The 23,911-nt window shown below is 42.7% G+C and carries 19 protein-coding genes; 15 read left to right on the forward strand and 4 right to left on the reverse strand.

Features of this window, described 5'->3' with window-relative positions; all coding sequences use genetic code 11:
- Nucleotides 1-95: 95 nt before the first annotated feature.
- The 4 genes from QSH61_RS02875 (at nucleotide 96) to QSH61_RS02890 (ending at nucleotide 7,572) form a co-directional block, all read left to right on the forward strand.
- Nucleotides 96-2,207 (forward strand): YjbH domain-containing protein, encoded by a 2,112-nt coding sequence (locus QSH61_RS02875; RefSeq protein ID WP_206471454.1) that lies wholly within the window; start codon nucleotides 96-98, stop codon nucleotides 2,205-2,207.
- Between the two features lie 681 nt (nucleotides 2,208-2,888).
- Nucleotides 2,889-4,499 carry a hypothetical protein gene (locus QSH61_RS02880; RefSeq protein WP_206471453.1) on the forward strand — a complete coding sequence of 537 codons (1,611 nt, stop codon included), beginning with the start codon at nucleotides 2,889-2,891 and terminating at the stop codon, nucleotides 4,497-4,499.
- A gap of 321 nt (nucleotides 4,500-4,820) precedes the next feature.
- Nucleotides 4,821-6,434: a hypothetical protein gene (locus QSH61_RS02885; protein ID WP_206471452.1), complete on the forward strand. Its 1,614-nt coding sequence runs from the start codon at nucleotides 4,821-4,823 to the stop codon at nucleotides 6,432-6,434.
- Nucleotides 6,435-6,894: 460 nt separating this feature from the next.
- The gene (locus QSH61_RS02890) at nucleotides 6,895-7,572 is read left to right on the forward strand and encodes a site-specific integrase (RefSeq protein ID WP_174170382.1); all 678 of its coding nucleotides are present in this window, start codon (nucleotides 6,895-6,897) and stop codon (nucleotides 7,570-7,572) included.
- Between the two features lie 10 nt (nucleotides 7,573-7,582).
- On the opposite strand, the gene QSH61_RS02895 is transcribed toward QSH61_RS02890, so the two are convergent.
- The gene (locus QSH61_RS02895) at nucleotides 7,583-7,873 is read right to left on the reverse strand and encodes a ribbon-helix-helix domain-containing protein (RefSeq protein ID WP_102056111.1); all 291 of its coding nucleotides are present in this window, start codon (nucleotides 7,871-7,873) and stop codon (nucleotides 7,583-7,585) included.
- Nucleotides 7,874-7,894: 21 nt separating this feature from the next.
- On the opposite strand from QSH61_RS02895, the gene QSH61_RS02900 reads away from it, so the two are divergent.
- Together QSH61_RS02900 and QSH61_RS02905 are read left to right on the forward strand one after the other, a co-directional pair.
- Complete coding sequence (locus tag QSH61_RS02900; RefSeq protein ID WP_174170381.1) at nucleotides 7,895-8,287, forward strand: VOC family protein; 393 nt, start codon at nucleotides 7,895-7,897, stop codon at nucleotides 8,285-8,287.
- Between the two features lie 475 nt (nucleotides 8,288-8,762).
- A complete protein-coding gene (locus QSH61_RS02905) occupies nucleotides 8,763-9,209 on the forward strand; it encodes an REP-associated tyrosine transposase (RefSeq protein WP_206471451.1) in 447 nt (148 codons plus the stop codon).
- A gap of 122 nt (nucleotides 9,210-9,331) precedes the next feature.
- On the opposite strand, the gene galU is transcribed toward QSH61_RS02905, so the two are convergent.
- Nucleotides 9,332-10,228, reverse strand: a complete 897-nt coding sequence (gene galU, locus QSH61_RS02910) for a UTP--glucose-1-phosphate uridylyltransferase GalU (protein WP_206471450.1) — start codon at nucleotides 10,226-10,228, stop codon at nucleotides 9,332-9,334.
- Between the two features lie 602 nt (nucleotides 10,229-10,830).
- A complete protein-coding gene (locus QSH61_RS02915; protein ID WP_349237912.1) occupies nucleotides 10,831-13,329 on the reverse strand; it encodes a S8 family serine peptidase in 2,499 nt (832 codons plus the stop codon).
- Nucleotides 13,330-13,957: 628 nt separating this feature from the next.
- Here QSH61_RS02915 and QSH61_RS02920 point away from each other — a divergent pair.
- The 9 genes from QSH61_RS02920 (at nucleotide 13,958) to trmB (ending at nucleotide 21,899) form a co-directional block, all read left to right on the forward strand.
- A complete protein-coding gene (locus QSH61_RS02920; protein WP_206471448.1) occupies nucleotides 13,958-15,481 on the forward strand; it encodes an autotransporter outer membrane beta-barrel domain-containing protein in 1,524 nt (507 codons plus the stop codon).
- Nucleotides 15,482-15,608: 127 nt separating this feature from the next.
- On the forward strand, nucleotides 15,609-15,998 hold the full coding sequence (locus tag QSH61_RS02925) for a CsgE family curli-type amyloid fiber assembly protein (RefSeq protein WP_029215819.1): 390 nt from the start codon (nucleotides 15,609-15,611) through the stop codon (nucleotides 15,996-15,998).
- A gap of 1 nt (nucleotide 15,999) precedes the next feature.
- Nucleotides 16,000-16,449, forward strand: a complete 450-nt coding sequence (locus QSH61_RS02930; RefSeq protein ID WP_010605736.1) for a curli assembly protein CsgF — start codon at nucleotides 16,000-16,002, stop codon at nucleotides 16,447-16,449.
- Nucleotides 16,450-17,235, forward strand: coding sequence for a CsgG/HfaB family protein (locus QSH61_RS02935; protein WP_174170378.1), 786 nt, complete (start codon nucleotides 16,450-16,452; stop codon nucleotides 17,233-17,235). It abuts the gene before it with no gap.
- 234 nt (nucleotides 17,236-17,469) lie between these two features.
- Nucleotides 17,470-18,813, forward strand: a complete 1,344-nt coding sequence (gene mpl / locus QSH61_RS02940) for a UDP-N-acetylmuramate:L-alanyl-gamma-D-glutamyl-meso-diaminopimelate ligase (protein WP_174170377.1) — start codon at nucleotides 17,470-17,472, stop codon at nucleotides 18,811-18,813.
- Between the two features lie 5 nt (nucleotides 18,814-18,818).
- Nucleotides 18,819-19,442, forward strand: a complete 624-nt coding sequence (locus QSH61_RS02945) for a flavin prenyltransferase UbiX (RefSeq protein WP_010605733.1) — start codon at nucleotides 18,819-18,821, stop codon at nucleotides 19,440-19,442.
- A gap of 6 nt (nucleotides 19,443-19,448) precedes the next feature.
- Nucleotides 19,449-20,369 (forward strand): ABC transporter ATP-binding protein, encoded by a 921-nt coding sequence (locus QSH61_RS02950; protein ID WP_206471447.1) that lies wholly within the window; start codon nucleotides 19,449-19,451, stop codon nucleotides 20,367-20,369.
- A gap of 2 nt (nucleotides 20,370-20,371) precedes the next feature.
- Nucleotides 20,372-21,139 (forward strand): ABC transporter permease, encoded by a 768-nt coding sequence (locus tag QSH61_RS02955; RefSeq protein ID WP_010605731.1) that lies wholly within the window; start codon nucleotides 20,372-20,374, stop codon nucleotides 21,137-21,139.
- A 94-nt stretch (nucleotides 21,140-21,233) separates the two neighbouring features.
- A complete protein-coding gene (gene trmB / locus QSH61_RS02960; RefSeq protein ID WP_206471446.1) occupies nucleotides 21,234-21,899 on the forward strand; it encodes a tRNA (guanine(46)-N(7))-methyltransferase TrmB in 666 nt (221 codons plus the stop codon).
- A 42-nt stretch (nucleotides 21,900-21,941) separates the two neighbouring features.
- Here the strand turns inward: trmB and QSH61_RS02965 are convergent, their stop codons facing one another.
- Complete coding sequence (locus tag QSH61_RS02965; RefSeq protein WP_174170375.1) at nucleotides 21,942-23,864, reverse strand: EAL domain-containing protein; 1,923 nt, start codon at nucleotides 23,862-23,864, stop codon at nucleotides 21,942-21,944.
- Between the last annotated feature and the right edge of the window lie 47 nt (nucleotides 23,865-23,911).

Here is a 23,911-nt window from a genome sequence, read left to right on the forward strand (position 1 = left end):
CGATGTCTACATAATACTTATAACGGTGGCTGAGCTGGTTAATTTGCTCTGCCACATTTAATTCAAGAATTGAAAATAAAAATCGGTCTGCCCACATGTCAAAAATAAATACGATTCTTGCAGGTAGCATTGCACTTGCAAGCATACCTGTTTTAGCTGATACCCAAATAAATAATTACACCGCTTTTACTGGTTATACAGGTCTGTTCAACACACCAAATGCTGAGGTATTAAAAAAAGGCGTGATTGATATTGGCTATAACAACCAGCTTGATGTCAGAGGTCAAGCGTATGTTGATGGTCATAACTATATCTTCTCTGCTGGTGTGTTTGATGGCCTTGAAGTTAGCGGCGTGATTGCGTCAAATACCATGCACGACAATATATTTGCAGAAGGCAAAGGTCAGCTTCGAGATCTATCGTTTAACTTAAAATATCAAATCCCCTATATTCCTAAAGAGTGGTTTAATCTTGCTATTGGTGGTAAAGACCTTGGCGGTGCCGCTAATAATTATGAAACCTATTATTTGGCAGGTTCTCGTGAATGGAACGACTTTAGATTTTCAGCGGGTTTTGCGGTAAGCGATCGCGCAACCGGACAAATGGATGGCGCATTCGCGGGTATTGAGTGGCAGCCACTAGACTGGCTAGCTGTGCAAGTGGAACACGATGCTGATGCGGTTAATGCCGGTTTGCGCCTAACTGTACCAAAAGCATGGATTTATGATGTGGGTACTTTAACGCTTACCAGTAAGTTTTACAGTAATACTGATCACGCTGAAAAAGACACCTTTTGGGGTATAAACTTCTCCATGCCTTTGTTTGAGCAGGCAACATTAAATGACCCACTAGAAGCAGCTCCAGCGCCAACGCTTGACGCAGACGCCAAGCGAGAAGCGGCATTTAAAGCTCATTATGAGGAGCAGCGCCGTCTCGCCCGTAAACCTCTTCCAGAAGCGAAAAAAGAAGTTACAGAGCGTGATGAATATAAAAAATCTCTAACAATGCAAACGCGCGCTTTAAAAGCGGCGCTCTTGGAAGACGGCTTTGAGTCGGTAAGTGTTGGCTTCAATCGAGACCCTCATGTTGTCGTGAGTTTTGAAAACTATGTTTTTAATCGCAACGACATAGATGCAATTGGTTTAGTATTAGGTCGTATTGCTGAACATGTGAACGAGCCGAACGCGCAGTTTACTGTTCAATTGCTAAATCGTGGTATTCCAATGTTGGCATTGCGAGGCCACATTAATAATTATAGAGAGTTCGTAAATACTGGCACTACACCTGATATGGATATTCGTCGAGGCGAAATGGACCCAATTGGTAGTGTGTCTTGGGTTGGTATGCCAAAGGCAAATAGCGCGTACTTTAAACCGAGATTAACCGTTGGTCCTGCGCTGGACTCTAGATTGGCAACGGACTTGGGGGTTTATGATTTTTCACTCGCCTTAAAAGCTGATGTTGATGTACCAATGTGGTATGGCGGTGGTATTAATTTAAGTGCTGAAACCGAAGTTGCGAATACGAGTGACTACGATGATGGAAAAGCATTTGGTCGTTTGGCTAAACAAAGTGGCTTAACACAAGCGACTATCTATCAAACATTTGCACTGCCTTATGGTATTTATAACCAAACACATATCGGCTTTTTTAAAGAGTTTAATGATTACACAGGTATTAAGAACGAAACAACTTGGTTGAGTGGCAATGGTCGTCATCAATTTTCAGCAGAGCTTGGATACTTTGAGTACGATGATTATGACTTAGATAAGGATTATCAAACCTTGTCTTATCGTTATAACTGGGTTGAGCAAGATGTTAGTTTTCATGCCACAGCAGGTAAGTTTTTTTATGAGGATAGTGGCGTTAAGCTAGAAACGCGCTTTTGGTTTGGTGACAGTTACGTGTCCATATTTGCGCAAGATACAGATGTGCAAATCGCTGGTATATCTTTTAGCATTCCACTTACACCTAGAAAAGACATGGAACCAACACGTTATGGTCAAATTAAAGGAAATGAGGCGTGGCGTCATGCTGCAAGTACGCGAATTGGTGAATCAACAAATGCCATTGCGATTGGTCGAGGCCATTTAGTTAATACGCCGGTTAATATTGATAAAACATTCCTCAATCAAGGTCGTTTATCGAGCAGCTATGTATATAGTAACTTGGCTCGACTAAGAGAAGTGTATTTGACCTATAAATAAGAGATAGTCACGGTAAGCCTGCTGCTATGGGTGTGGTGTTTCGTTGCTGCTGTCGCGGGGTAAATCCGCGGCTATAGGTGTGGCGTTTCGGTGCTGCTGTCGCGGGATAAACCCGCTGCTACGGGTGTGGTGTTTCGTTGCTGCTGTCGCGGGGTAAACCTGCTGCTACGGGTGTGGTGTTTCGGTGCTGCTGTCGCGGGGCTATGTATTCGTAGCAGCGACTTTATGTCGCGACGCTCTTATTACGGGATAAATCCCGGTTACGGATCGCGATTCTCTTTTTTATTTTATCTCGTAACGATAGCTGCACTGAAGCTATCGCTAAACATTTACAATTTATACCACGTTAATAAACAACCATTATGTTGCAATTATTTACGATAAATTTAACTTCATTCATTGTGTATTTAGTGTACCAACGGTATCCTACTTTCAAACTAAATCAAGCGGTTGGATCTAACGCTTTACTGTGATAAATTAGCGGGGTCATCGTGGGCTGTTTATATCTTGGTCATAGTTTTGACTACAAAGCTCGCGTTGAATCGGGTCAGGGAGTGACTTAGTCCCTGTCTACCATACAAATTTTTAATTTAAAGCTTTCATTGCTAGCAATGAAGCTTTTTTTTGTGTGTTAACACGCTAACGTGGCGTTGTTAATAAAAAAGAAAACAAGGACTAATCATGATTGCAAACAAAAAATCTCTTCTTGCGCTGTCAGTCGCATCTGCGTTGACGCTTTCAGGCTGTTTCAGCGACGATGACAATAACACAACAACTCCACCACCAGAGCCTACAGATCCTGTAGTAGTAGCTCCTGATGCTCCTAATGCTCTTTCTCTAGTTGTGAATGGTAGCGTTGTTGACAAAAACAGCACTAATGTTGTTCCTGCTACAATCGCATTCCTAGAAAATGGTGAAGCTTCTGAAAACATCGTAAATACCAAAGGCGAAGTAACTGCAACAGTTGAAACTGGTGATGCTGGTAATTTTGTATTTACTGTTAAAGAAGGTGCTGAGCTTTCTCAAGTAACAGCCGTTGTTACAGCGAACGGTTACTTCTCAAAGAGCTTCAACATTGATCTAACTACGGAAGATGATGTTGCTGAAGTTGCAGTTCAACTAGCACTTGTTTCTAAAAATACTGATTCAACTGTTGAAGAAGTTGTGGAAACTGAAGTTGAAGGCGGTGTTGTAGACGCTGCAATCACAGCAACAGCAGCTAAAGGCAAAGCTGGTGCTAACGTGGTAATTCCTGCTGGCGTTGTACTTCGTGACGCAAATGGTGAAGCTATCACTGGTACAAAAGTATCACTAAACGTTGGTTCTGCAGATCCTACATCTTCAGCTGCCGGTGCAGTGCTTCCTGAAGGGCTGAATGCAGATAGCGCTGCGACTTTGGCAGCTCCAGTTGGTGTTGCTAACGTAACAATGACTGATGAGAATGGCGTTAAGATCAAAAAGTTCAGCAACCCAATCTCTATCTCAATCTCTATTCCAAAAGATACTGTACTAGCATCTGAAGGCCGCGCTGTTGAAACTGGTGATGTATTAGGTCTTTCATCTCATAACGAAGATACAGGCGTTTGGACTAAAGAGACTAATAATGAAGTTACTGTTGGTGCTTTAAACGAAGCAGGAACTGCGTACAAAGCTTCGTTTATGACCGACCACCTTACATTCTTCACCGCAACTGATGAAGTTGCTGTATGTAATAATGATGTTTCTGTAAACATCACTGGTGACGTACCTGCAGGCGGCTTATTTGTTGATGTGCAATCATCTGATATCAATGCAACTAAGTTCATTGCTTCAGGAGCAACTTCTAAAGTTATTTACACTGCGGAAAACGCGGGTAAAAATAACGTAAGTGCAGACGCGACAGCACGTATTGTACTTCGTGATGCTGAAGGTACAGTTTGGTTTGATACTGAAAATGAAGTAGCAGTATGTGGTGAAGCTGTTGCAGCAACGTTAGAAGCGCCAGCAGTTGAGTACACAACAGCATCATTTGACTTAACGGGTGTTTGTTCTAATGATGAGTCGGTCTCTGTTCCAGTACAAAACTCAGTGATTACTTACCGTCGTGCTGACAAAGCAACATACCTTGCTGCAAATGCTGAAGGCACATATTCGTTAAATAACCTAGTTGTTGGCGAGACGTACACTGTGAGCATTGATCCATTATCACTAGACGTTGCAGAAGGCCAAGCTACATCGTTTACTTTTGAAGCGGGTGATGAAGTTGCAGACCAAGAGCTAAAAATGGCTTGTGAGACAGTAACAGGTTCTTAATAACGTCTGTTATTAAGCCTTAAAAAGCCGCTGAATAGCGGCTTTTTTTGTTGTCAAAAAAGTTACAAACATCCTAACATAAGTACGCTTAGCTAAGTTTGGACGTCATAAATATTATTAAAGTAATATTACGGTTGTTATACGCTTGCTTCTATTAAGGGGACTTGAAGTAACTTTGTATACGAAAATCTTTAAAAATTATCAAAAACTTCTACTATCAAGCTGGACAATCTTAAAACCTTCTCTATATTTAAACTTCGATGTATTAAAACGCGCGACGGTGCCGCCTGGCGCTTTCAAAAAAGGGAACAAGGACCAATCATGATTTCGAACAAAAAATCTTTACTCGCTTTGTCTGTAGCTTCAGCTCTAGCATTATCTGGCTGTTTTAGCGATGATGATGATAATGTAGTTGTTAAGCCGCCAGAACCAACAGATCCTGTGATTGTGGCGCCAGAAACGCCAGCCGCTCTAGCATTTGCTGTAAGCGGTAACGTAGTTGATATTGATACTGTTGATATCGTTGCGCCAGCGACAATTGCCTTTTTTGAGGATGGAGAGCCTGCCTCAAACTTGGTTAACGTCAATGGTGATGCAATAACACAGATTGCAACAGAAGATGGTAGCTACACCTTTACTGTAAAAGAAGGTGCAGACGTTGGGATCGTAACTGCGGTTGTAACTGCTGACGGCTATTTTTCAAAAAGCTTTGAAATTGATTTAAGTAACGAAGACTCTGAAGCAACTTTAGAAGCTGAATTGGCGCTTGTGTCAAAAAGCGGTGATGAAGTTGTTGAAGCAAGCGTTTCTGAAAGTGTGGCTAACGCAACAACTGCATCTGCTGTTACTGCTGCGGCAGCAAAAGGTAACGCAGGCTCTGATGTCACTATTCCAGCCGGCGTGCAATTAAGAGATGCAAGCGGTAATGCAGTTACAGGTACTTCTGTTTCATTAACTGTTGGCTCTGCGGATCCTACATCTAGCAAGATCTCCGCTGTTTTGCCAGCTGGATTGAGTGCAGATAGTACAACCAGCGTTAAAAAGCCAGTTGGTGTAAGCAATATCGTGATGCAAGATAACAATGGAACTAAGATCAAGCAATTTAGTCAAGAGATTGATGTTTCTGTTTCACTTCCTGTCGCAACCTTAGCACCATCGGGTGATAGAACAATTCAAACAGGAGACCTGTTTGATGTTTCTTCGAATAATGAAGATACAGGTAAATGGCAGTCAGAAACGAATAAAGCAACTGTTGGTGCGTTAAATGCTGAAGGTACGGCTTATAAAGCATCTTTCAAAACCGATCACCTTACGTTCTTTACATTGTCTCGTTCAGTTCCAATCTGTACGCAAGGTATTACTGTTAATGTGACTGGTGATACTGTTCCGAGCTCAGGTCTATATGTAAGTATGACTTCAGCAGATGCAAGCGTATCAAGTTATTTACGTGGTGGTAGTACGTCAAAAACAGTCGTTTCTGCAAGCACTTCAGCTCGTTACGGTATTAGCTCAACGGCATCAGCACGTGTAGTCATTCGTGACGCAGCAGGTAACGTGTGGGGGAATGCTTCTGCAACGAATGCCGAAGTTCCGGTATGTGATGGCCCAATTTCGATCGCGCTAGCAAACCCAATTCAAACTACAGTTAATGAAAATGTAACAGTTAGAGCAGTTTGTTCTAACGATACAACGGTAACAGAAGTTATCCCAGGTGCGATTGTAAAGTATAGAGCTAGTACTACTAAGCCATTCCGCACAGCAGCGAATAATGGTGACGGTACTTTTGCACTTTCTGCACTTAACGGTGATATCGCATCATATGCTGTTAGCGTAGATCCTCGAATTTCGGCACCATTCACAACGTCTATTACGCCTGACGGAACAGATGAGACCATCGATGTTTCAGTAGCGTGTGACACTGTAACGGGTAGCTAAGAAAAGAATGATTAGTCCAATCAGTTAAGCCGCGGAGACGCGGCTTTTTTCTTTTCTCAATTAAATATATACATGTAGGTATTACTCGTTATCACTTTTTTCGCGGGATAAACCCGCTGCTACAAACTTGGCGTAGCAGCGACTTTAGGTCGCGACTCTTTTATGGCTTTAGGTCGCGATTCTCTATTATTGTTTTATGCCACAACTCTTTTCTTTACGCGCTTGTTGCGGGATAAACCCGCTGCTACAAACTTGGCGTAGCAGCGACTTTAGGTCGCGACTCTTTTATGGCTTTAGGTCGCGACTCTTTTTTATGATTTTATGCCACCACTCTTTTCTTTACGAGCTTATCGCAGGATAAACAGGCTGCTTTGAGGAGAAGGTAACTATCAAACTTCCGAAAAAGACTAAAAACCGTTAAACTTAAGGTCTTTAGTATACTCAATACGTTGACTACAGTATGAAATCTCATTTAGGCCGAAGAGCGTTTTCCTCTATGGAACTTCATACTTTGTTCAATGGCTATATATACTCGGATGAAAAGTTGAAGCGTGAGCAACCCAAGCATTGGCATTTTTGGTTACCTTTGCTGAGCTATTATACGGGGGCTTACAGTGATGAAATTGGTTCTCTTACACTTGATGATATTCATTATGAAGATCATGTTCATGTGTTTCATTTTAATACTCACGGTAAAATTCAACCACGTATTGTGCCCATCCATTCTGCTTTATGGCAAAGCGGGTTAGAGCAGTATTTAGCACTAGTCAAACAACAAGCTCATCATCGCATACTATTTGATTTACCAGCTAAGACTGGGCGCTACAGTGAGAAAGTCAGAATTTGGTTTTCTGGTGAAGGGGAAAGGCAAGGGTACTTGCAGAAGTGTGGTCTACCTAATGTTGACCAGCAAGGCATGAAAACTGCGATCAGCAGCCTGCGTTTGAATTTTGAGCAGCAAGTTAGAATTTCAGCTATACAGCTCGGTACAAAAAGCAGCTTCCAATATTTGCTGGGTCTCAAGCAAGATGGCCATGAAGTGAAACGTCCTCCTCTTTGCTTACTGAAGCAGGTCATTTCACCAATCCGAGTTATCAATCCGAATATTACATGGCAACGCTTTTTAGAGCGACAGTAAAGTGTAGTATTCAGCTACTACCACTGTGTAGATCGTTTGCTTTATTATTTGCAAGGTAAGTTAAGCAGGTAATACGCAACATTGACGCCAAGTTTTTAATCTCACCATGGCGTTCAATTACTTCTTGATAAAGAGTTGAAATAAACTCAGCTAAAGTAAGCTGTTCATTCTTAGCTATGTTTTCTAGCAGGTGCCAAATTTCGTTCTCTAAAGCAAGGCTAGTAACAGCACCTTGAATTCGGATAGAGCGCTTATCTACTTCGTAGCAGTGAGGGGGGGTTGATGCGTAGAGCTCACACATATAAATTCCATAGGTAAAGTAATGGCAAAAATGATCCATTCAATGATCAGAGTGAAAGATGCTGATCGTTCAACTAAATTTTATCATGATGTATTTGCATTGACAGTGAAGCGACGACTAGATTTTAGTGGCTTTTCTCTTATCTATCTTGGCAATGAAGAAACGTCCTTTGAATTAGAGCTGACTTGGAATCATGAGGCTGTAGATTATACCATCGGTAATGGCTATGGGCATCTTGCATTTGCTGTAGATAATTTGAAAGTAATTTACGATAAAGCCCAAAAAAGTAACTACAATCCTCAAGCAATCAAGGACTTTTATAATCACGATGTATTGGTAGCAAGGTTCTTTTTTATCAAAGATCCTGATGGGTATGATATTGAAGTGATTGAAAAAAGTGACGTATATCGGTAGAAACGGGGTACTCCGCGTCAAAGGTTGTAAATCTCAGCATAAAATCGTTAAATAAGTCGCGACCTAAAGTCATAAAAGAATCGCGACCTAAAGTCGCTGCTACGAATGTGCAAACCGGTAGCAGCGGGTTTATCCCGCGACCAAGGTTGATGTGAGTCGTGATATTAAATCTTACAAGCGTCGCGACCCTAAGCCATAGAAGAGTCGCGACTTAAAGTCGCTGCTACGAATGTGCAAACCGGTAGCAGCGGGTTTATCCCGCGACCAGGGTTGGTGTGAGTCGTGATATTAAATCTTAAAAGAGTCGCGACCTAAAGCCATAAAAGAATCGCGACCTAAAGTCGCTGCTACGCATGTGCAAACCGGTAGCAGCGGGTTTATCCCGCGACCAGGGTTGATTCCTATATACTTTTCAAGTTTGCTCTCTTTCAAATCTGCTCTATTCTTTATGTACATAGAGTTATAAGGATATAACATGTACAAAAGTCAAAACTTGAGGAATAAGCGGGCCTCTCTCGTAAATCATTTCTATGCAATTACCGTCACGTGCAAAGATAGAAAGTCGTACTTTAACTCCTTTTCGATTTGTGCTGAGGCCGCTAAGACAATCATGGCTTGCGAAAAGGAACGCCTTTTTAAAGTTATTGCTTTCGTTTTAATGCCGGATCATCTGCACTTAATCATACAGCTAAATGGCTCCCTTAGCTTGTCAGATGCAATTCGCGCCATAAAGGGTCGAATTACGACTCGTTTACGCTCATTTGGTGTCTTTAGCTTATGGCAAAAAGGTTATTATGAACACTTGATTCGAAGCGAAGATGATTTAAAAGAGCAAGCAAGGTATATAATTCAGAATCCAATAAGGGCTAACCTTGTTACGCGGGTATGTGAATATCCATATTGGTTTTGTATATGGGTGTGATTTATTAAGGTGATTGAAAGTCATTACAAGCGTCGCGACCTAAAGCCATAAAAGAATCGCGACCTAAAGTCGCTGCTACGAATGTGCAAAAACCAGTAGCAGCGGGTTTATCCCGCGACAAACTAAGAAGCTAGGCTTAATTGATGAAAGCGTTTTAAGAATTGTGAAAATTCTTCACCTAACTGCTCGTCACGAATCGCATATTCAACGATAGCTTTAAGATAACCCAGCTTATCTCCGCAGTCATGTGAGCGTCCACTCATATGAAAAGCTTCAACGGTTTCTTTTTCCATCAACATATCGATTGCATCCGTTAACTGGATCTCGCCACCGGCACCGACAGGTGTTTTCCTTAATAGGGGCCAAATATTTTTAGAAAGTACATAGCGGCCAACCACTGCTAGGTTAGAAGGAGCCTCTTCAATGCTTGGCTTTTCGATCATATGCTTTATCGCGCTACTCTCGCCAGCGCTAAGTTGAATGCCATTAACATCAGCGATACCGTACTTACATACGTCCTGCTGTGGAACCGGTTCTAGCATAATTTGGCTAGTTTTTGTTTGGTTAAAACGAGAAAGCATTGCAGCAAGGTTTTCTTTACTTTGATCCGCAGAATATTCGTCTAAAACTACGTCAGGTAATACAACAACAAAGTCATTGTCACCAACAATGGGCTGCGCACATAACACAGCGTGTCCAAGGCCCTTAGCTTCACCCTGACGAACATGCATAATAGTGACGTCTTCAGGGCAAATCGAGCGTACTTCATCCAATAACTTGCGCTTTACGCGCTTTTCTAATGTAGCTTCCAGCTCAAAGCTAGTATCAAAATGGTTTTCAATTGCATTTTTGGACGAGTGAGTCACTAATACGATTTCTTTGATACCTGCTGCAACGCACTCTTTGACTATGTACTGAATCAGAGGTTTATCTACCAAAGGCAGCATTTCTTTTGGAATTGCTTTGGTCATTGGTAGCATCCTAGTTCCCAAACCTGCCACAGGAATCACTGCTTTCATATCATCTCCGGTTTAATTCTTGCTGCCTTTTTTCGACATAGCCCGCAATTTTAACCATTATAAGCTAAGTTGCAAACAAATTTATGTTGCAATATGTACGGTTGGTAATTGAAGTTTGGTTTTTAAATCTAGCGAATGATGTTCCATCGCGATGTAATAACGAATGATTATTAGTTCTTTCTGTTGCAAGTATATAATACCAATTAATCTTAATACTTGTTCAATTTGACGGAGTAAATCTGACGCTGTCTGCGTTAAAAATTTCTTATTTAGAACAACTGAATAGCAAGCTTTTCTCTTGTTTACATGGATGTAGGTACCTTGGCGATAGCAGGACGCGGTAGCGGTATTATCGACAATATTTTCTCGCCTCAAAATAGATAATTTAATTAAGAGAATTGGTATAAATCCATATTTATCCGCTTATTTAAAGAACTTATGTGGTTAGTACTTCGAGTTGAAGTGGTTATAACGGTTGGGTAGTCAGGTGTTGTATGACGTGTTATTGGGTTTCTAGGTATTAAAATAAGCCTATGTGGCAATATCTTATGGCCCAAAAAAGCCCCTTCCGGGGCTTAGATTATTTTTTGGGAATAGAGTGATTAAAAGTTCACTGTGATTTCATTTGAACAGATTTCACTAGATTGACACACTTTATACGTGTAGCTGGTAGCTTCTAAATCACGAGAGAAGTCTCTGAATTTACCAGTATTTGAGACTGATTCAATCGCTTGTCCATCACGGTAAATCGTTACTTCATCTGCACTGCTGCCTTGCCATGAAAGTTCTACGCGGATAAAGCCTAAGCGAGACTTATTTGCGCGAACTAGCGATAGCTCAATTTCATCAGTACTAACAATAACAGATTGGGTTGTTGTGTGGCTGTTGCCTTCACTATCAGTAACAGTCAGAGAAACGCTGTACTCACCAGATGCTGCAAACTCATGGATCGGGCTTGCGTCAGTACTGATGCTGCCATCACCAAAGTCCCATGCCCAACTAACGATGTCATCGTTCGGGTCGCGGCTCTCATCAGTGAATGTCACGGCTAAGCCTGAAGCTGCAAAACTGAAGCCCGCAACTGGAGGTTGAGGAGATGTTTCACCAAGGCCTGTTAGGTTCAGAGTCCAACTGTTCAATGTTCCAGTATCGATACCTGCATTATCTGAGACAGACAATGTCCAATCACCTGTTGCAACTTCACCATTAAATGCAGTTGAGTTAAAGGTTTGGTTAATGTCGTCTGCGGCACCACCTTGACGGTTATGCAGTGTTGCTACTGTTCCAGCAGGAGAGGTAAGTGTAACAATTAAGTCGCCAATGTAGGTGTGTGTAATATCCACTAGGGTATTACTATCAAACACAGTAACCGTATCAGCTACAGTGATCACAGAAGTAATACCAGAAGCATCGTTATCAGGGATGTCTACCGCGGTAGTATTTTCATAGCTGAAATCGCTTAACCCTTGAGGTAATACATATAGTCCTACCTGCTCTTGATCTGCAAGTTCACCTGATGTTGCATTGAGTGTAAAGCTATATTCGCCCCATTGAGTCGAAGCCGTAGTTGGTACTGAAAGTGTTACAGTATCGCCAGGCATTGCGGTAGTCGCAGACAATGTCGCACCAGCAATTGGTGAGGTAACAGACAAGTCTATAGTACCCTGCCAGTCAGCGACCGAAGCAAAAGTAAATTCGTATGTTGCAGTATCGCCCGCCGTGATTTCCTGATTAGCAGGACGAGCTGACACTCTAAAGCCAGGCTCTGGGTCTGCATCGATTACTGCTTGATTCACATTTAAGCGCTTACCAGATACTGTTTTATCTGTAAGGTCAGCATTAACATCACCACTTTGCATCAGTAGGTTTTTAAGCTCGATAGCACTTAGTGTAGGATTGATAGAAAGTACCAGAGCAGCAGCACCTGCAACGTGAGGTGTCGCCATTGAAGTACCTGAGTAACTTGAATAGCCACCATCTGGAACGGTAGATAAAATTGCGCTACCTGGTGCGCCCATGTCAACAGACGTTAAACCCCATTGAGAAAATGAAGACATCGCATCGGTATGTGTTGTACTTGCGATAGAGAATACGCTGTCGTGTTCATAGCTTGAAGGATAGTGAGGGTTTACGTCGTTATCTACCGCACTGTTACCAGCTGCGGCAACAAATAAGATATCCGCATTTTCACTGGCTGTGATTGCATCAGAAAGTGCTTGGCTGAAGCCGCCGCCACCCCAACTATTATTAGTAACACGAACGTTATGACCCGCGTTTTTAAGCGCAACCATATAGTCAATACACTCAATCGCATCTGAGGTTGAGCCTGAGCCTGATGCATCGAGGAATTTACAGCCTACGATAGACACCTCATGGTTTACACCAGCAACGCCCGTTGCATCGTTGCCTGAAGCACCGATAGTACCCGAAACGTGCGTACCGTGGCCTTGGTCATCCATCGGATCGCCACTACCAGTAATCGCGTTGATACCGTGAACGTCATCAATATAACCGTTACCGTCGTTATCAATACCATCCCCAGCTATTTCACCCGGGTTGTACCATGCATTTGCGGCTAGATCTGGGTGAGTATAATCAACACCGGTATCGATCACACCGACGATAACATCACGTGAGCCAACCGTAATATCCCACGCTTCAGGAGCGTCAATGTCGGCATCTGCTGTACCACCAGTTTGACCTGTGTTGTGCATACCCCACAATTCGTCAAAACGACTGTCATCGGGAATGCCAAGTGCTTTTACTTGATAGTCAGGCTCAACATATGCAACCGCTGGATGATTAGCCAGTTTTTCAATCGCTTGTTTTGCTGTAATGCTATCTAGCTTAAAGTTTGCTAAACGACCTTTCAAAACATGACGGTATTTATCATCAACACCGTCAGCATTTAAATCTGCCATTTTTGCTTTTACTAGGTTTCTTGCATTTGCACGAAGTGCTGCAGAGGTATTTTCTTTAAATACAACTAGGATGCTGTCGTCTGCAGTCGCGGTTGTTGTTTCAATTTGAACTGCCGCTTGAGCCGTGAAAGCAAGTGCTGGTAGCAAAGCCAAAGACAATGCAGAAAGTTTAGATCTCATATTAATAACCTTTTTAATTTCAAGCGTATCCATCGATACACGATTTTTTGAGTTGGTAATTTTTCTGGTAGTGGCTGTGGTCTTTTTGGCAACGTCTTAAAACCTAGACGCAGATATTCAGCAGTGCAATGTAAAAAAAGCGTTAATTAATAAAATCAGGATTTTTTACTGGGTAGGAGGTTTCGGAATGAATTATTTGGTTCTTTTTTATGGGGTGTATGTAAATGGGTGCGTTTGAACTTTAATCATACTTTTTTTGTATCTCCATTTTTTGTTCGTAATTTTGTGTAAGTTTAGCTTTGTATCGTAATGAAAAATAAAGGATATTTTTTTCATAAAATCTTCTTATTTATCTTCGGTTGTTCCCATCTTAGAGTTAAAGATGACTAGACGTAATAAAATATATTATTTCATCATATTGATTTGCTGACTTTGATATAGATTACGTTTTTCATTAAAAATGTAACACTCTGGTAACTGGCACAGGTGGGAGCGACTCAAGAGTAATGAGTCATAACAGGACGTTAGTTAAGTGAAAGGTTGCAGTTGGCTGAGTTCGGCAACAGCTCAAAGCCTGCACTAAGCACTTAATTGAAAAATAATATAATAAATCTCTAAGGAGAACAGTGTGAAGTTTTCAAAATCAATCGTGAGTTGCGCTATCGCACTTGCGCTAACACATTCTATTACAGCACATGCTGAGGCAAAATCAGATAATAAACCACTTTCAACTTCTGCACTTTCACAAGTAGAACGTGTAAGTGGAACAAGTAATGAGCTTAAGCTTTCACAAACTTCAGGTAGTCAAGGTGGCAACGAGTTAGCTTCTGTGCAACTGGGAACATCTAATCTGACAGATGTGACTACGGTTGGCGACAACAACATTACAGAAGCCGATCAAAATGGTACTGGTAACGTCGCTATTATAACAACAACTGGTAACAACAATAACCAAGTATATAGCCAAGATGGTGAATCTAATGGCGCATTAACGGAAGTTACTGGCGACGATAACGCGATTGACATTCAGCAGTCAGGTAGCGGGATCCTTGGGATTAACAACGAAGCCATCAATATCATTAATGGCGATCAAAATACTATTACGGTATCTCAAGGTTCTGGCGGTCAATGGTTCTACAACCTAAATATGCAAGGTAGCCAAAACGAGGTATCAGCGACACAATCAGGTATGTGGAACGAAGCCACACTTGAGTCTGTACAAGGTGATATGAACCAAATTACTTTGGACCAAGATGGTGTGTATAACCAATATAAAGTGGTTAGTCTACAGGGTAATGAAAACGAAATTGAATCGAGCCAAAGCGGCAATTTCAATGTTATTGCCGTAGAGACAGTGATTGGGGATGACAACCAAATTGAGATTGAGCAGTCGGAAGGTGATAGCAATACGGTTAACGTATTTGAAATTACTGGAGACAATAACGAGCTTAGTATCGATCAGGAAGGCTCAACTAACACCTTTGCGTCAGATTTATTAGTTGGTAGTGATAATGAAGTGACGGCTGAACAGCGTGGTGATGAGAACAAAGTTCAAGCTGACGTTGTTGGTGATAATAACGAATTTACCGCGATGCAAATTGGCAATGGCAACGAGATGTACCTTGGCCTTGCTGGTGAAAACAATGAGTTTTCAGCGACTCAAGTAGGTAATGCGAACATCGCACATGTTGCGAATTTCAATGGTAGTGATAACGATGTTGATGTTACCCAAACGGGTGATGAAAACGAGGTGGTAGTGCAATCATCTTACCCAGACGTTAGCCTTGCAAGCAATGACAACGCCGTTGATATCTCACAAAGTGGCACTGGCAATGGTGTTGTTGTGACGATGAGCAGTGTGTTCGATAGCAGTTCAAACCAAGTAGATATTGCGCAATCAGGCGAATTTAACGCGATAGATTTAATGCTTGAAGGCAGCCGTAATATGTTAGACATCACACAAAATGGTAGCAACAACTTTGTGATGGGTATGGGCTCAGAAGCATTCATTATCAACGGTGATGATAATGCATTTACAGTAAGCCAAATTGGTGATGGCAACTTAGTTCAAGGTGGAATTACAGGTAGTGGTCAAAACATTACCGTAACTCAGGTTGGTGACAACAACGTTGCGACTATCACTCAGCAATAACTAAGTAATAGCTAAGCAATTTAGACAGGGGGCAACACCAGCCCCCGTATTTTGTACTATTCAGCTAACCAAAATATCAATGTGAATCTCGTCAGTAAAGATATTCTATGCCGTGAGTAAACAAATAATGATAAGAATAATAACATTCTTGAGCGCCATGCTCGTTTCTACATTTTCACTGAGTGCACAAGAAGATGTAGAAATTGATGGTTTAGTGATGGATCAGAGTATTAGCCGATTTGGTCATCAGTTTTACTTTCAATTTTCACAGCTTTGGAGAGATGTTCCTAACACCTCGGGAATTAATATCACGGTTAAAGAAACGGTTTTACCAAGAGCAGGCACTCGGTTAGAAGTTTTAATGAATAATCGCGCAGTCTACGCAACAGCGATGGGAAGGAGAGGTGGCTCTGTTGATGAGCGAGTTGAGACTGCCATCTTTACTATTATGGATGCGATGGCGAGAGAACAATATCAACAGAATGGCTCAGAAGATTTAGCAGCAAGTGGGTGGTAACATGGCAACAATAAAAACAACAATCGTGTGTGCTGGTTTAATGCTACTTAGCGGTGCTCATGTGGCAGCAACGGAGCTGGTATATAAACCAATTAACCCCGCATTTGGTGGTAACCCGTTAAACGCCAATATGTTATTGAGTAAAGCGCAATCTCAAAATAAACACAGAGCGCCAATTATAGAAAAGACCTATGATGAAAAGTTTCAAGAATCACTCGAGCGTACGTATCTCAACCGTTTGGTAAGAGAAATTACGGATGTAGCGTTTGGTGATGACATCAAAGACAGTATTTTTGATCAAGACGCGACGTTTATGAGTGGCGACTATCAAATCCAAGTGATCACCAGTACACCCGACACCATTACGGTTAGAATAACAAATACAGCATCGGGTGAAGAAACCATTCTTGAAGTACCCAGGTTTGCCGCTTCGGCTGGTGGAGGATACTAAATGCTCCGCGTAACTTTATTGGTATTGTTGTTACTACTTAGTGGTTGTTCTAGCATGTCACGTGTGTTGCCACCGGCGCAAAGTGTGGCTATTGAGCTGACCGATACTGAAACCTTTGCAGAACTAAAAAATTTACCCACACCTAAGGGGCGAATTCCTGTCTCGGTTTATTCATTTCGCGACCAAACAGGGCAATATAAACCACAAGATAATGTGAGTTCATTTTCAACAGCGGTGACTCAAGGCGCTAACTCGATTTTAATGCAGGCACTACACGAAACGGATTGGTTTATTCCGGTAGAACGTGAAGGGCTGCAAAACCTGCTGACTGAGCGCAAAATTATTCGTGCAGCAAGTGATGATAATGATACAAGCGCTTTGCCACCATTAATGACCGCAAAGATTATTTTAGAAGGCGGGATCATCAGCTATGACTCTAATATCCGCACAGGCGGTTTGGGGATGGAATATTTTGGCATAGGTGCATCTGAGCTTTATCGTGAGGATGTTATCTCTATTTATATGCGCGCAGTTGATGTTCGTACCGGGCAAGTGCTGCTTTCTGTCGCGAGTAGTAAAAAGGTGCTATCCATGGAGGTTCGGGCAGGGTTTTTCCGATATGTGAGTTATAAACGATTGGCTGAAGCCGAAGCGGGTTTTAGCGATAACGAACCGATGCACATTTGTGTAACTCAAGCGATAGAAAAAGCGCTGACTTTGATGGTACAACAGGGTATCGAAAAAGGCGTGTGGTCGGCAGCTACCGCATCGCAGGTCGCGCTTTAGCGCGACAAACCTTTACCACAACGCTCCCTTTTGCGTGGCACGCACCACTAACCGTAGGTCGTGCTTTAGCGCGACAAAAATTTTAAGAACGATACAACCTTGAGCACGTTCTCACACTACCCACTTTAAAATAAAGAATAATACTGGTGCATGAGATTCAACAATAAAGTCAGCCACCAATAAGCTGAGTATGTTAATCTAAATGGCAATGAAATAATAAAGAACGCTAACATCATGCACGTACATATTTTAGGGATTTGCGGTACCTTTATGGGCGGGATCGCAGCCATCGCTCAATCATTGGGGCACAAAGTCACAGGTTCAGATCTCAATGTTTACCCGCCGATGAGTACACAACTTGAATCACTCGGAATTGAACTAACTCAAGGGTACGACCCTAAGCAACTCATCGATGTTGAGCCTGATGTGGTGATCATCGGCAATGCCATGAGCCGTGGTAATCCGTGCGTTGAATATGTTTTAGAAAAGGGTATGCGTTATACTTCAGGCCCTGAATGGTTAAAAGAACATGTATTACGCCAGTCATGGGTGTTGGCTGTGGCCGGTACGCATGGCAAAACGACCACTGCAAGTATGTTAGCTTGGTTACTCGAATACGCAGGATTACGCCCGGGCTTTTTGATCGGTGGCATTGTGCAAAACTTTGGTGTGTCGGCGCGCACATCAGATACGCCATTCTTTGTTATCGAAGCCGACGAATACGATACGGCGTTTTTCGATAAACGCAGCAAGTTTGTCCATTACTTACCTCGCACGTTAATACTCAACAATCTTGAATATGATCACGCTGATATTTTTCCAGATTTAAATGCCATTCAAACCCAGTTTCATCATTTAATTCGCACGCTACCCAGCCAAGGTAAAGCCGTATATCCAGCGGATGATACTGCGCTACAAAACGTCATTGAACGTGGTTTTTGGAGCGAGCAGGAATCCCTTGGTAAAGAATGGTCGTATAACTTGCTCAAGGCTGACGGCTCTCGCTTTACAGTGTTATTTGAAGGCGAAGAAAAAGGCGAAGTAAATTGGCAAGCGATTGGTGTACATAATGTCAAAAATGCCATGATGGCGATTGCGGCGGCAAGACATGTGGGCATTCCAATCGAGGTGAGTATCGAAGCGCTGAGGCAATTTATTTCTCCTAAGCGCCGTATGGAAATTAAAGGGGAGGTCAATGGCGTTACTGTCTATGATGACTTCGCGCATCATCCCACGGCAATAGCAACGACCCTCGCAGGGCTTAGAGCCAAAGTTGGAGATGCACCTATCATTGCTATTTTAGAGCCACGCTCAAATACGATGAAGCTTGGCACTCATCAAGAAACCTTATTGCAATCTCTTGATGTTGCAGATGAAGTGTATCTATTCGAACCAGATGGCTTATCTTGGTCTCTTAAAGCACAAGCCGAAGCCGCGGGTCGTCAGTGTTTTGCAAGTGTGGATGAGATTGTCGCACAGGTTGTGACAAATCAAGCACCAAACCAACATGTGTTGATTATGAGTAATGGTGGTTTTGGTGGCATCCACGACAAACTTTTAACTGCATTGAAAAAGTAATCATTATGTCAGAACAAACATTTAATGGGCCAATTACGCTGGCCTTTAGTGGTGCGTCGGGCGCCCCTTACGGACTGAGATTACTCGAGGTATTGGTGTCGTTAAACTATCAAGTTTACGTGCTAATCTCGAGCGCAGCCAGAGTGGTGCTGGATACTGAGTCGAATTTAAAACTCTCAGGAAATGAACAAAAAGCAACAGAGCAACTACAGACGCTTTTCTGTGCTAAAGATAAGCAAATTCAGGTATTTGGTAAAGATAACTGGTTTAGCCCTGTGGCATCTGGCTCGGCCGCACCAAAGCAGATGGTGGTGTGTCCGTGTAGCGCAGGAAGCGTGTCAGCCATTGCACTTGGGGCATCTGACAATTTGCTTGAGCGTGCAGCAGATGTGGTGATCAAAGAACGTGGCCAATTAATATTAGTGCCGCGTGAGACGCCCTTTAGTCCAATTCATCTTGAAAACATGCTCAAGCTTAGCCGCTTGGGGGTGACTATCATGCCTGCAGCACCTGGTTTTTATCATCAGCCACAAAGTATCGACGATTTGGTCGACTTTATGGTGGCCCGCATTTTAGATCATCTACACATCGAGCATACCTTAGCTAAGCGCTGGGGTTATGGAGAATAATAAAATATGACAATAGCACTGAACATCAAAGGGTTAAAAAAAGTTTATAGTAACGGCGTCGAAGCCGTTAAAGGCATTGATCTCGAAGTTCAAGAAGGGGACTTCTTTGCGCTACTTGGTCCAAACGGGGCTGGTAAATCTACCACAATAGGGGTTATTGCCTCACTGGTGAATAAAAGCCAAGGCAGCGTAGAGGTTTTTGGTCATAGTATTGATACTCATTTGGAAGACGCTAAGTCGAACTTAGGTTTAGTACCACAGGAGTTCAACTTTAGCCAATTCGAGACGCTAAACCAAATTCTTGTGACTCAGGCGGGCTATTATGGTGTGCCAAGAGACGTTGCCCATCAGCGAGCCGAGAAGTATCTCAAGCAGCTGGGATTATTTGATAAAAAAGATAAGCAAGCTCGCACGTTATCCGGCGGTATGAAACGTCGCTTGATGATTGCAAGAGCATTGATGCATGAGCCTAAGCTCCTTATTTTAGATGAACCTACGGCTGGTGTGGATATAGAACTACGCCGTTCTATGTGGGATTTTTTGCGTGAAATTAATAAGCAAGGCGTAACGATTATACTCACAACGCATTACTTAGAAGAAGCTGAGCTGTTGTGCCGTAATATTGCGATTATCGATAAAGGTACGATTGTTGAGCACACGACCATCAAGGCATTACTTGCTAAGTTAGACAAAGAAACGTTTGTACTTGATCTTAAGCCACCCATGCAGCCTGTGGCACTCGATGGTTACCAATTTACCACCGTCGATGACCATACTATTGAGGTAGAGGTAGCTAAGTCGCAAGGGCTCAATGGGGTATTCACACAACTCACAGAGCAAGGTAATCAAGTATTAAGTATGCGTAACAAAGCTAACCGTTTGGAAGAGTTGTTTGTTGGCTTACTGGAGCAGGGGAGAGGGGCATAATCGTGTTGAAATATGGCGTCGCGTTAAAAAGTATTTGGATAAAAGAGTGTATTCGGTTTTTACGTATTTGGGTGCAAACCTTAGTACCGCCAGCGATCACCATGACACTTTATTTTGTGATATTTGGCAGTTTAATCGGCTCGCGCATTGGTGATATGGGTGGCTTTAGCTACATGGAGTTTATTGTACCTGGCTTAATCATGATGTCGGTGATCACCAACTCCTATTCTAACGTCGCTTCGAGTTTTTATTCCACCAAGTTTCAAAAGAGCATTGAAGAACTACTCGTTGCACCTGTGCCTAACTATATTATTGTACTTGGCTATATGGGCGGTGGTATGGCGCGAGGCATGCTCGTTGGGCTTATTGTTACTATCGTCAGTCTGTTTTTTGTGGATATTCAAATTCACAATCTAGCGGTTATCGTTATTACGGTTATTTTAACGTCAGCTGTGTTTGCATTAGGTGGTTTGATCAATGCGGTGTTTGCCAACAGCTTTGACGATATTAGTATTATTCCGACTTTTGTGCTTACACCCCTGACTTACCTAGGCGGCGTATTTTACTCAATCACATTGCTGCCGGAGTTTTGGCAAGGTGTGTCACAGGTAAATCCAATCATCTATATGGTAAATGCCTTCCGTTTTGGCTTTTTAGGTGTTTCGGACGTTGATATTGGCGTTGCCTTTACGGTATTAGGTGTATTTATATGTGGTCTATTTTGGTTGTCACTGCACTTAATTAAACGCGGTGTTGGGCTAAGACACTAACCGCAGGATAAAGAATGAGCGCTGCTATCAATTGCAGCGCTCTTGCGTTATTTCAGGTAAAATCCTTACCATTCCCCCTTAATAATGACTGGTTATGACAGAAGCAAACTCTCGTAGTATCACCACTAATCAACAAGGGCTACACGAAAAGCTCGATGAAATCGTTACTAAGCATCTAACCGCTGAGTTTAAAAAACCCATTGCGGCACATACACAAAGCGCTTTCGATGAGGTTAATGCGCGAGTACAGGCCTATAACGGACCGATTATTTTGGACTCATGTTGTGGTGTTGGTGAAAGTACGGCAAATTTGGCGAAGCGACACCCTGATGCGTTGGTAATTGGCATCGACAAGTCTGCGCATCGACTAGATAAACATGATGTTGAATATAAACAAACGGAACAAGGCCAATATATTTTGGTGCAAGCCGATCTCAATGACTTTTGGCGATTAGCGCTGGAAGCCGATTGGCAGCCGAGTCACCATTATTTGCTGTATCCTAATCCGTGGCCGAAAGCTAAACATATTCAAAGACGCTGGCATGGTAGCGCGGTGTTTCCTTTTATCGTCAAGTTAGGCGGCAAGTTGGAGCTGCGCAGTAATTGGGATATCTATGTAAAAGAGTTTGCCAGAGCTTTGGCGCTTAGCGGCGTTGATGTTGAAGTGGAAGCCTATGAAAGTGATGAGGCTATTACGCCCTTTGAGCGTAAGTATTGGGCAAGTGGTCAATCAAGCACCCGCCTCGTCGTAACGCTTTGAGCTAACCCATTACAAGTCCGACTTAAGATCGATAAAAGCGGCTTAAAGATGGCCGCTTGCTTTGCCTATCCAGCTACCTTCTAATCTTGCAACGCCTGCAGCTTCCAGTTGTTTTGCCTGCTTGCTGGTGGCAACACAGGGTACAATCAAGTCGATCCGCTTGGCATTGCAATGGCTTGCAAGATATTCAATGGAGCTCAGCAGCATCTCATCTTCATCCAAGTTTTCACAAATACTGGCTTCTAAACAAATGGCATCCAGTGGGAGTTTTAAGATCCGATTGATGGTAAGAAAACCACTATTCACACCCGTTACTGCAACATTTGCACCTTTTGCTTTTAACGACTGCATCATTAAGCTCATATCGCTGAAGTTTTTTAGCACATCCGTTTCATTAAACTCAAATGTGATAAGTTGTGGCTGCGGGTAACGGCGTAGGATCTGGCTGATATATTCAAAATATTCTGCATCCGCGATTTCACTGTGGCTCAATTGCATGCTCCAAGCATGGTTTGATTTACGAAAACGGGTGATGCATAACTCAAGTAGCTTCATGCTAATTTGGGCGCGGAGTTTTGGTTGCTTCATCACTGGATAAAAATGTTCGGCATCGATGATAGCGCCGCGCTCGTTAAGGACGCGTGCCGTGCAGTGGTACTGAATGTCAGCATGGTCGTGACAAGCTTTACGCGGCGTAAAAAAAGGAATGATGCGGTCTGATTCACACGCGCTTTGCAGTAAACGGGTGAGGTGGAGATTTTTTGATTGTTGCTGGGGGTTTATTTGCAGCTGAGAATCAAAATAACACACTTGGGTATTTTGCTGTTGGGCCTGACGTAGCGCGAGAAAGGCATTTTCAAGTAACAACGCGCAATTGCCTTTAGCAACACCCGCACACAAATTAACGTATAAATGCGGCGCGTCGTATATGGGTTTTGCACAAGGGAATGACTCGGTTAAGTTCGCCAAATAATGCTCACCATTTTCGATGCTGGTAACTAGCGCAATTTTAGAGGTGGTAAGGCGGTAAACCTCAAACGGATGGGTAAACTCGCTAAAGTAGCTCATGACTTTTGCCATAACGTTATCGCCGACTTCCGTGCCATAGAAGCTAATGATATCCTCAAGCTCCTTCACCCATACTACGCTTAAGCATAGGTGTTGCGATTTAGAATATTTAAGTGCTTGCTCAAGGGCGATACGGTTGCCAAATCCGGTGCGGCTATCTGTTGTTAAGGTCTTCTTGTAGTACATAAAGTACAAGCTCACGACAACCAAAAACATCACAAAGAAGAAGCTAGCGTCAATGGCGGCATCCATTACACTTTCTTGTAACCGACTTTCTAAATCGTGAATGGTTAAGTCTGCACCTGCTATATAAGTAGTGCCATCGGGTAGCACAAAAGGAATAAACACACTTTTAAAGTGGCCCCATTTGTCTTTGGCTATTTCAAACACAGGTTCGGTAGAGTGAAAGGCGCTTTTTAGGGTAATCGAAGCCTCGGAATAAACATCTTGATAACGTGTTAGTCGGTTGAGTTTAAGATCTTCTCGGGTGTAACTGGACGCGGTAAAGTGCACGTAAGGTGGTTTAAGTACCATGGTATAGACGTATTCAACATTTAAAGCACGGGCAAGCTCGGTGAGGGCATGGCTTTTTTGTTTAAACTCGGCTGGGGTTATTTGCTCTGGTGACTCGTGATACTTTTTGCCTACAATGACGTTGGCGCTGGTGGCTGCATTGATTAGCTGGGCGTCGATCCTCGCCATGATATCGCGACGCGTATCATAATAGTTGGCGATAACATAAATCGATAGGGCAGCTAAAAAGATAAAAGAGGCTAAAACGAGCCAAGCAACGGGGAGTCGGGAAGTATAACCTGTGAGCCCTAAAAGCGGCGTTGCTTTTGTCGTAGGCTGCTTAGATTTAGCTTTGAGGGGTTGAGCTATACTCCGAGTATTCATGATAATCCTTTATCCACAATATCGCGATTTAACGACGATCAAAATGC

Origin of the sequence: Pseudoalteromonas sp. JC3, assembly GCF_030291895.1 — a bacterium.
Taxonomy (GTDB): Bacteria; Pseudomonadota; Gammaproteobacteria; order Enterobacterales; family Alteromonadaceae; genus Pseudoalteromonas.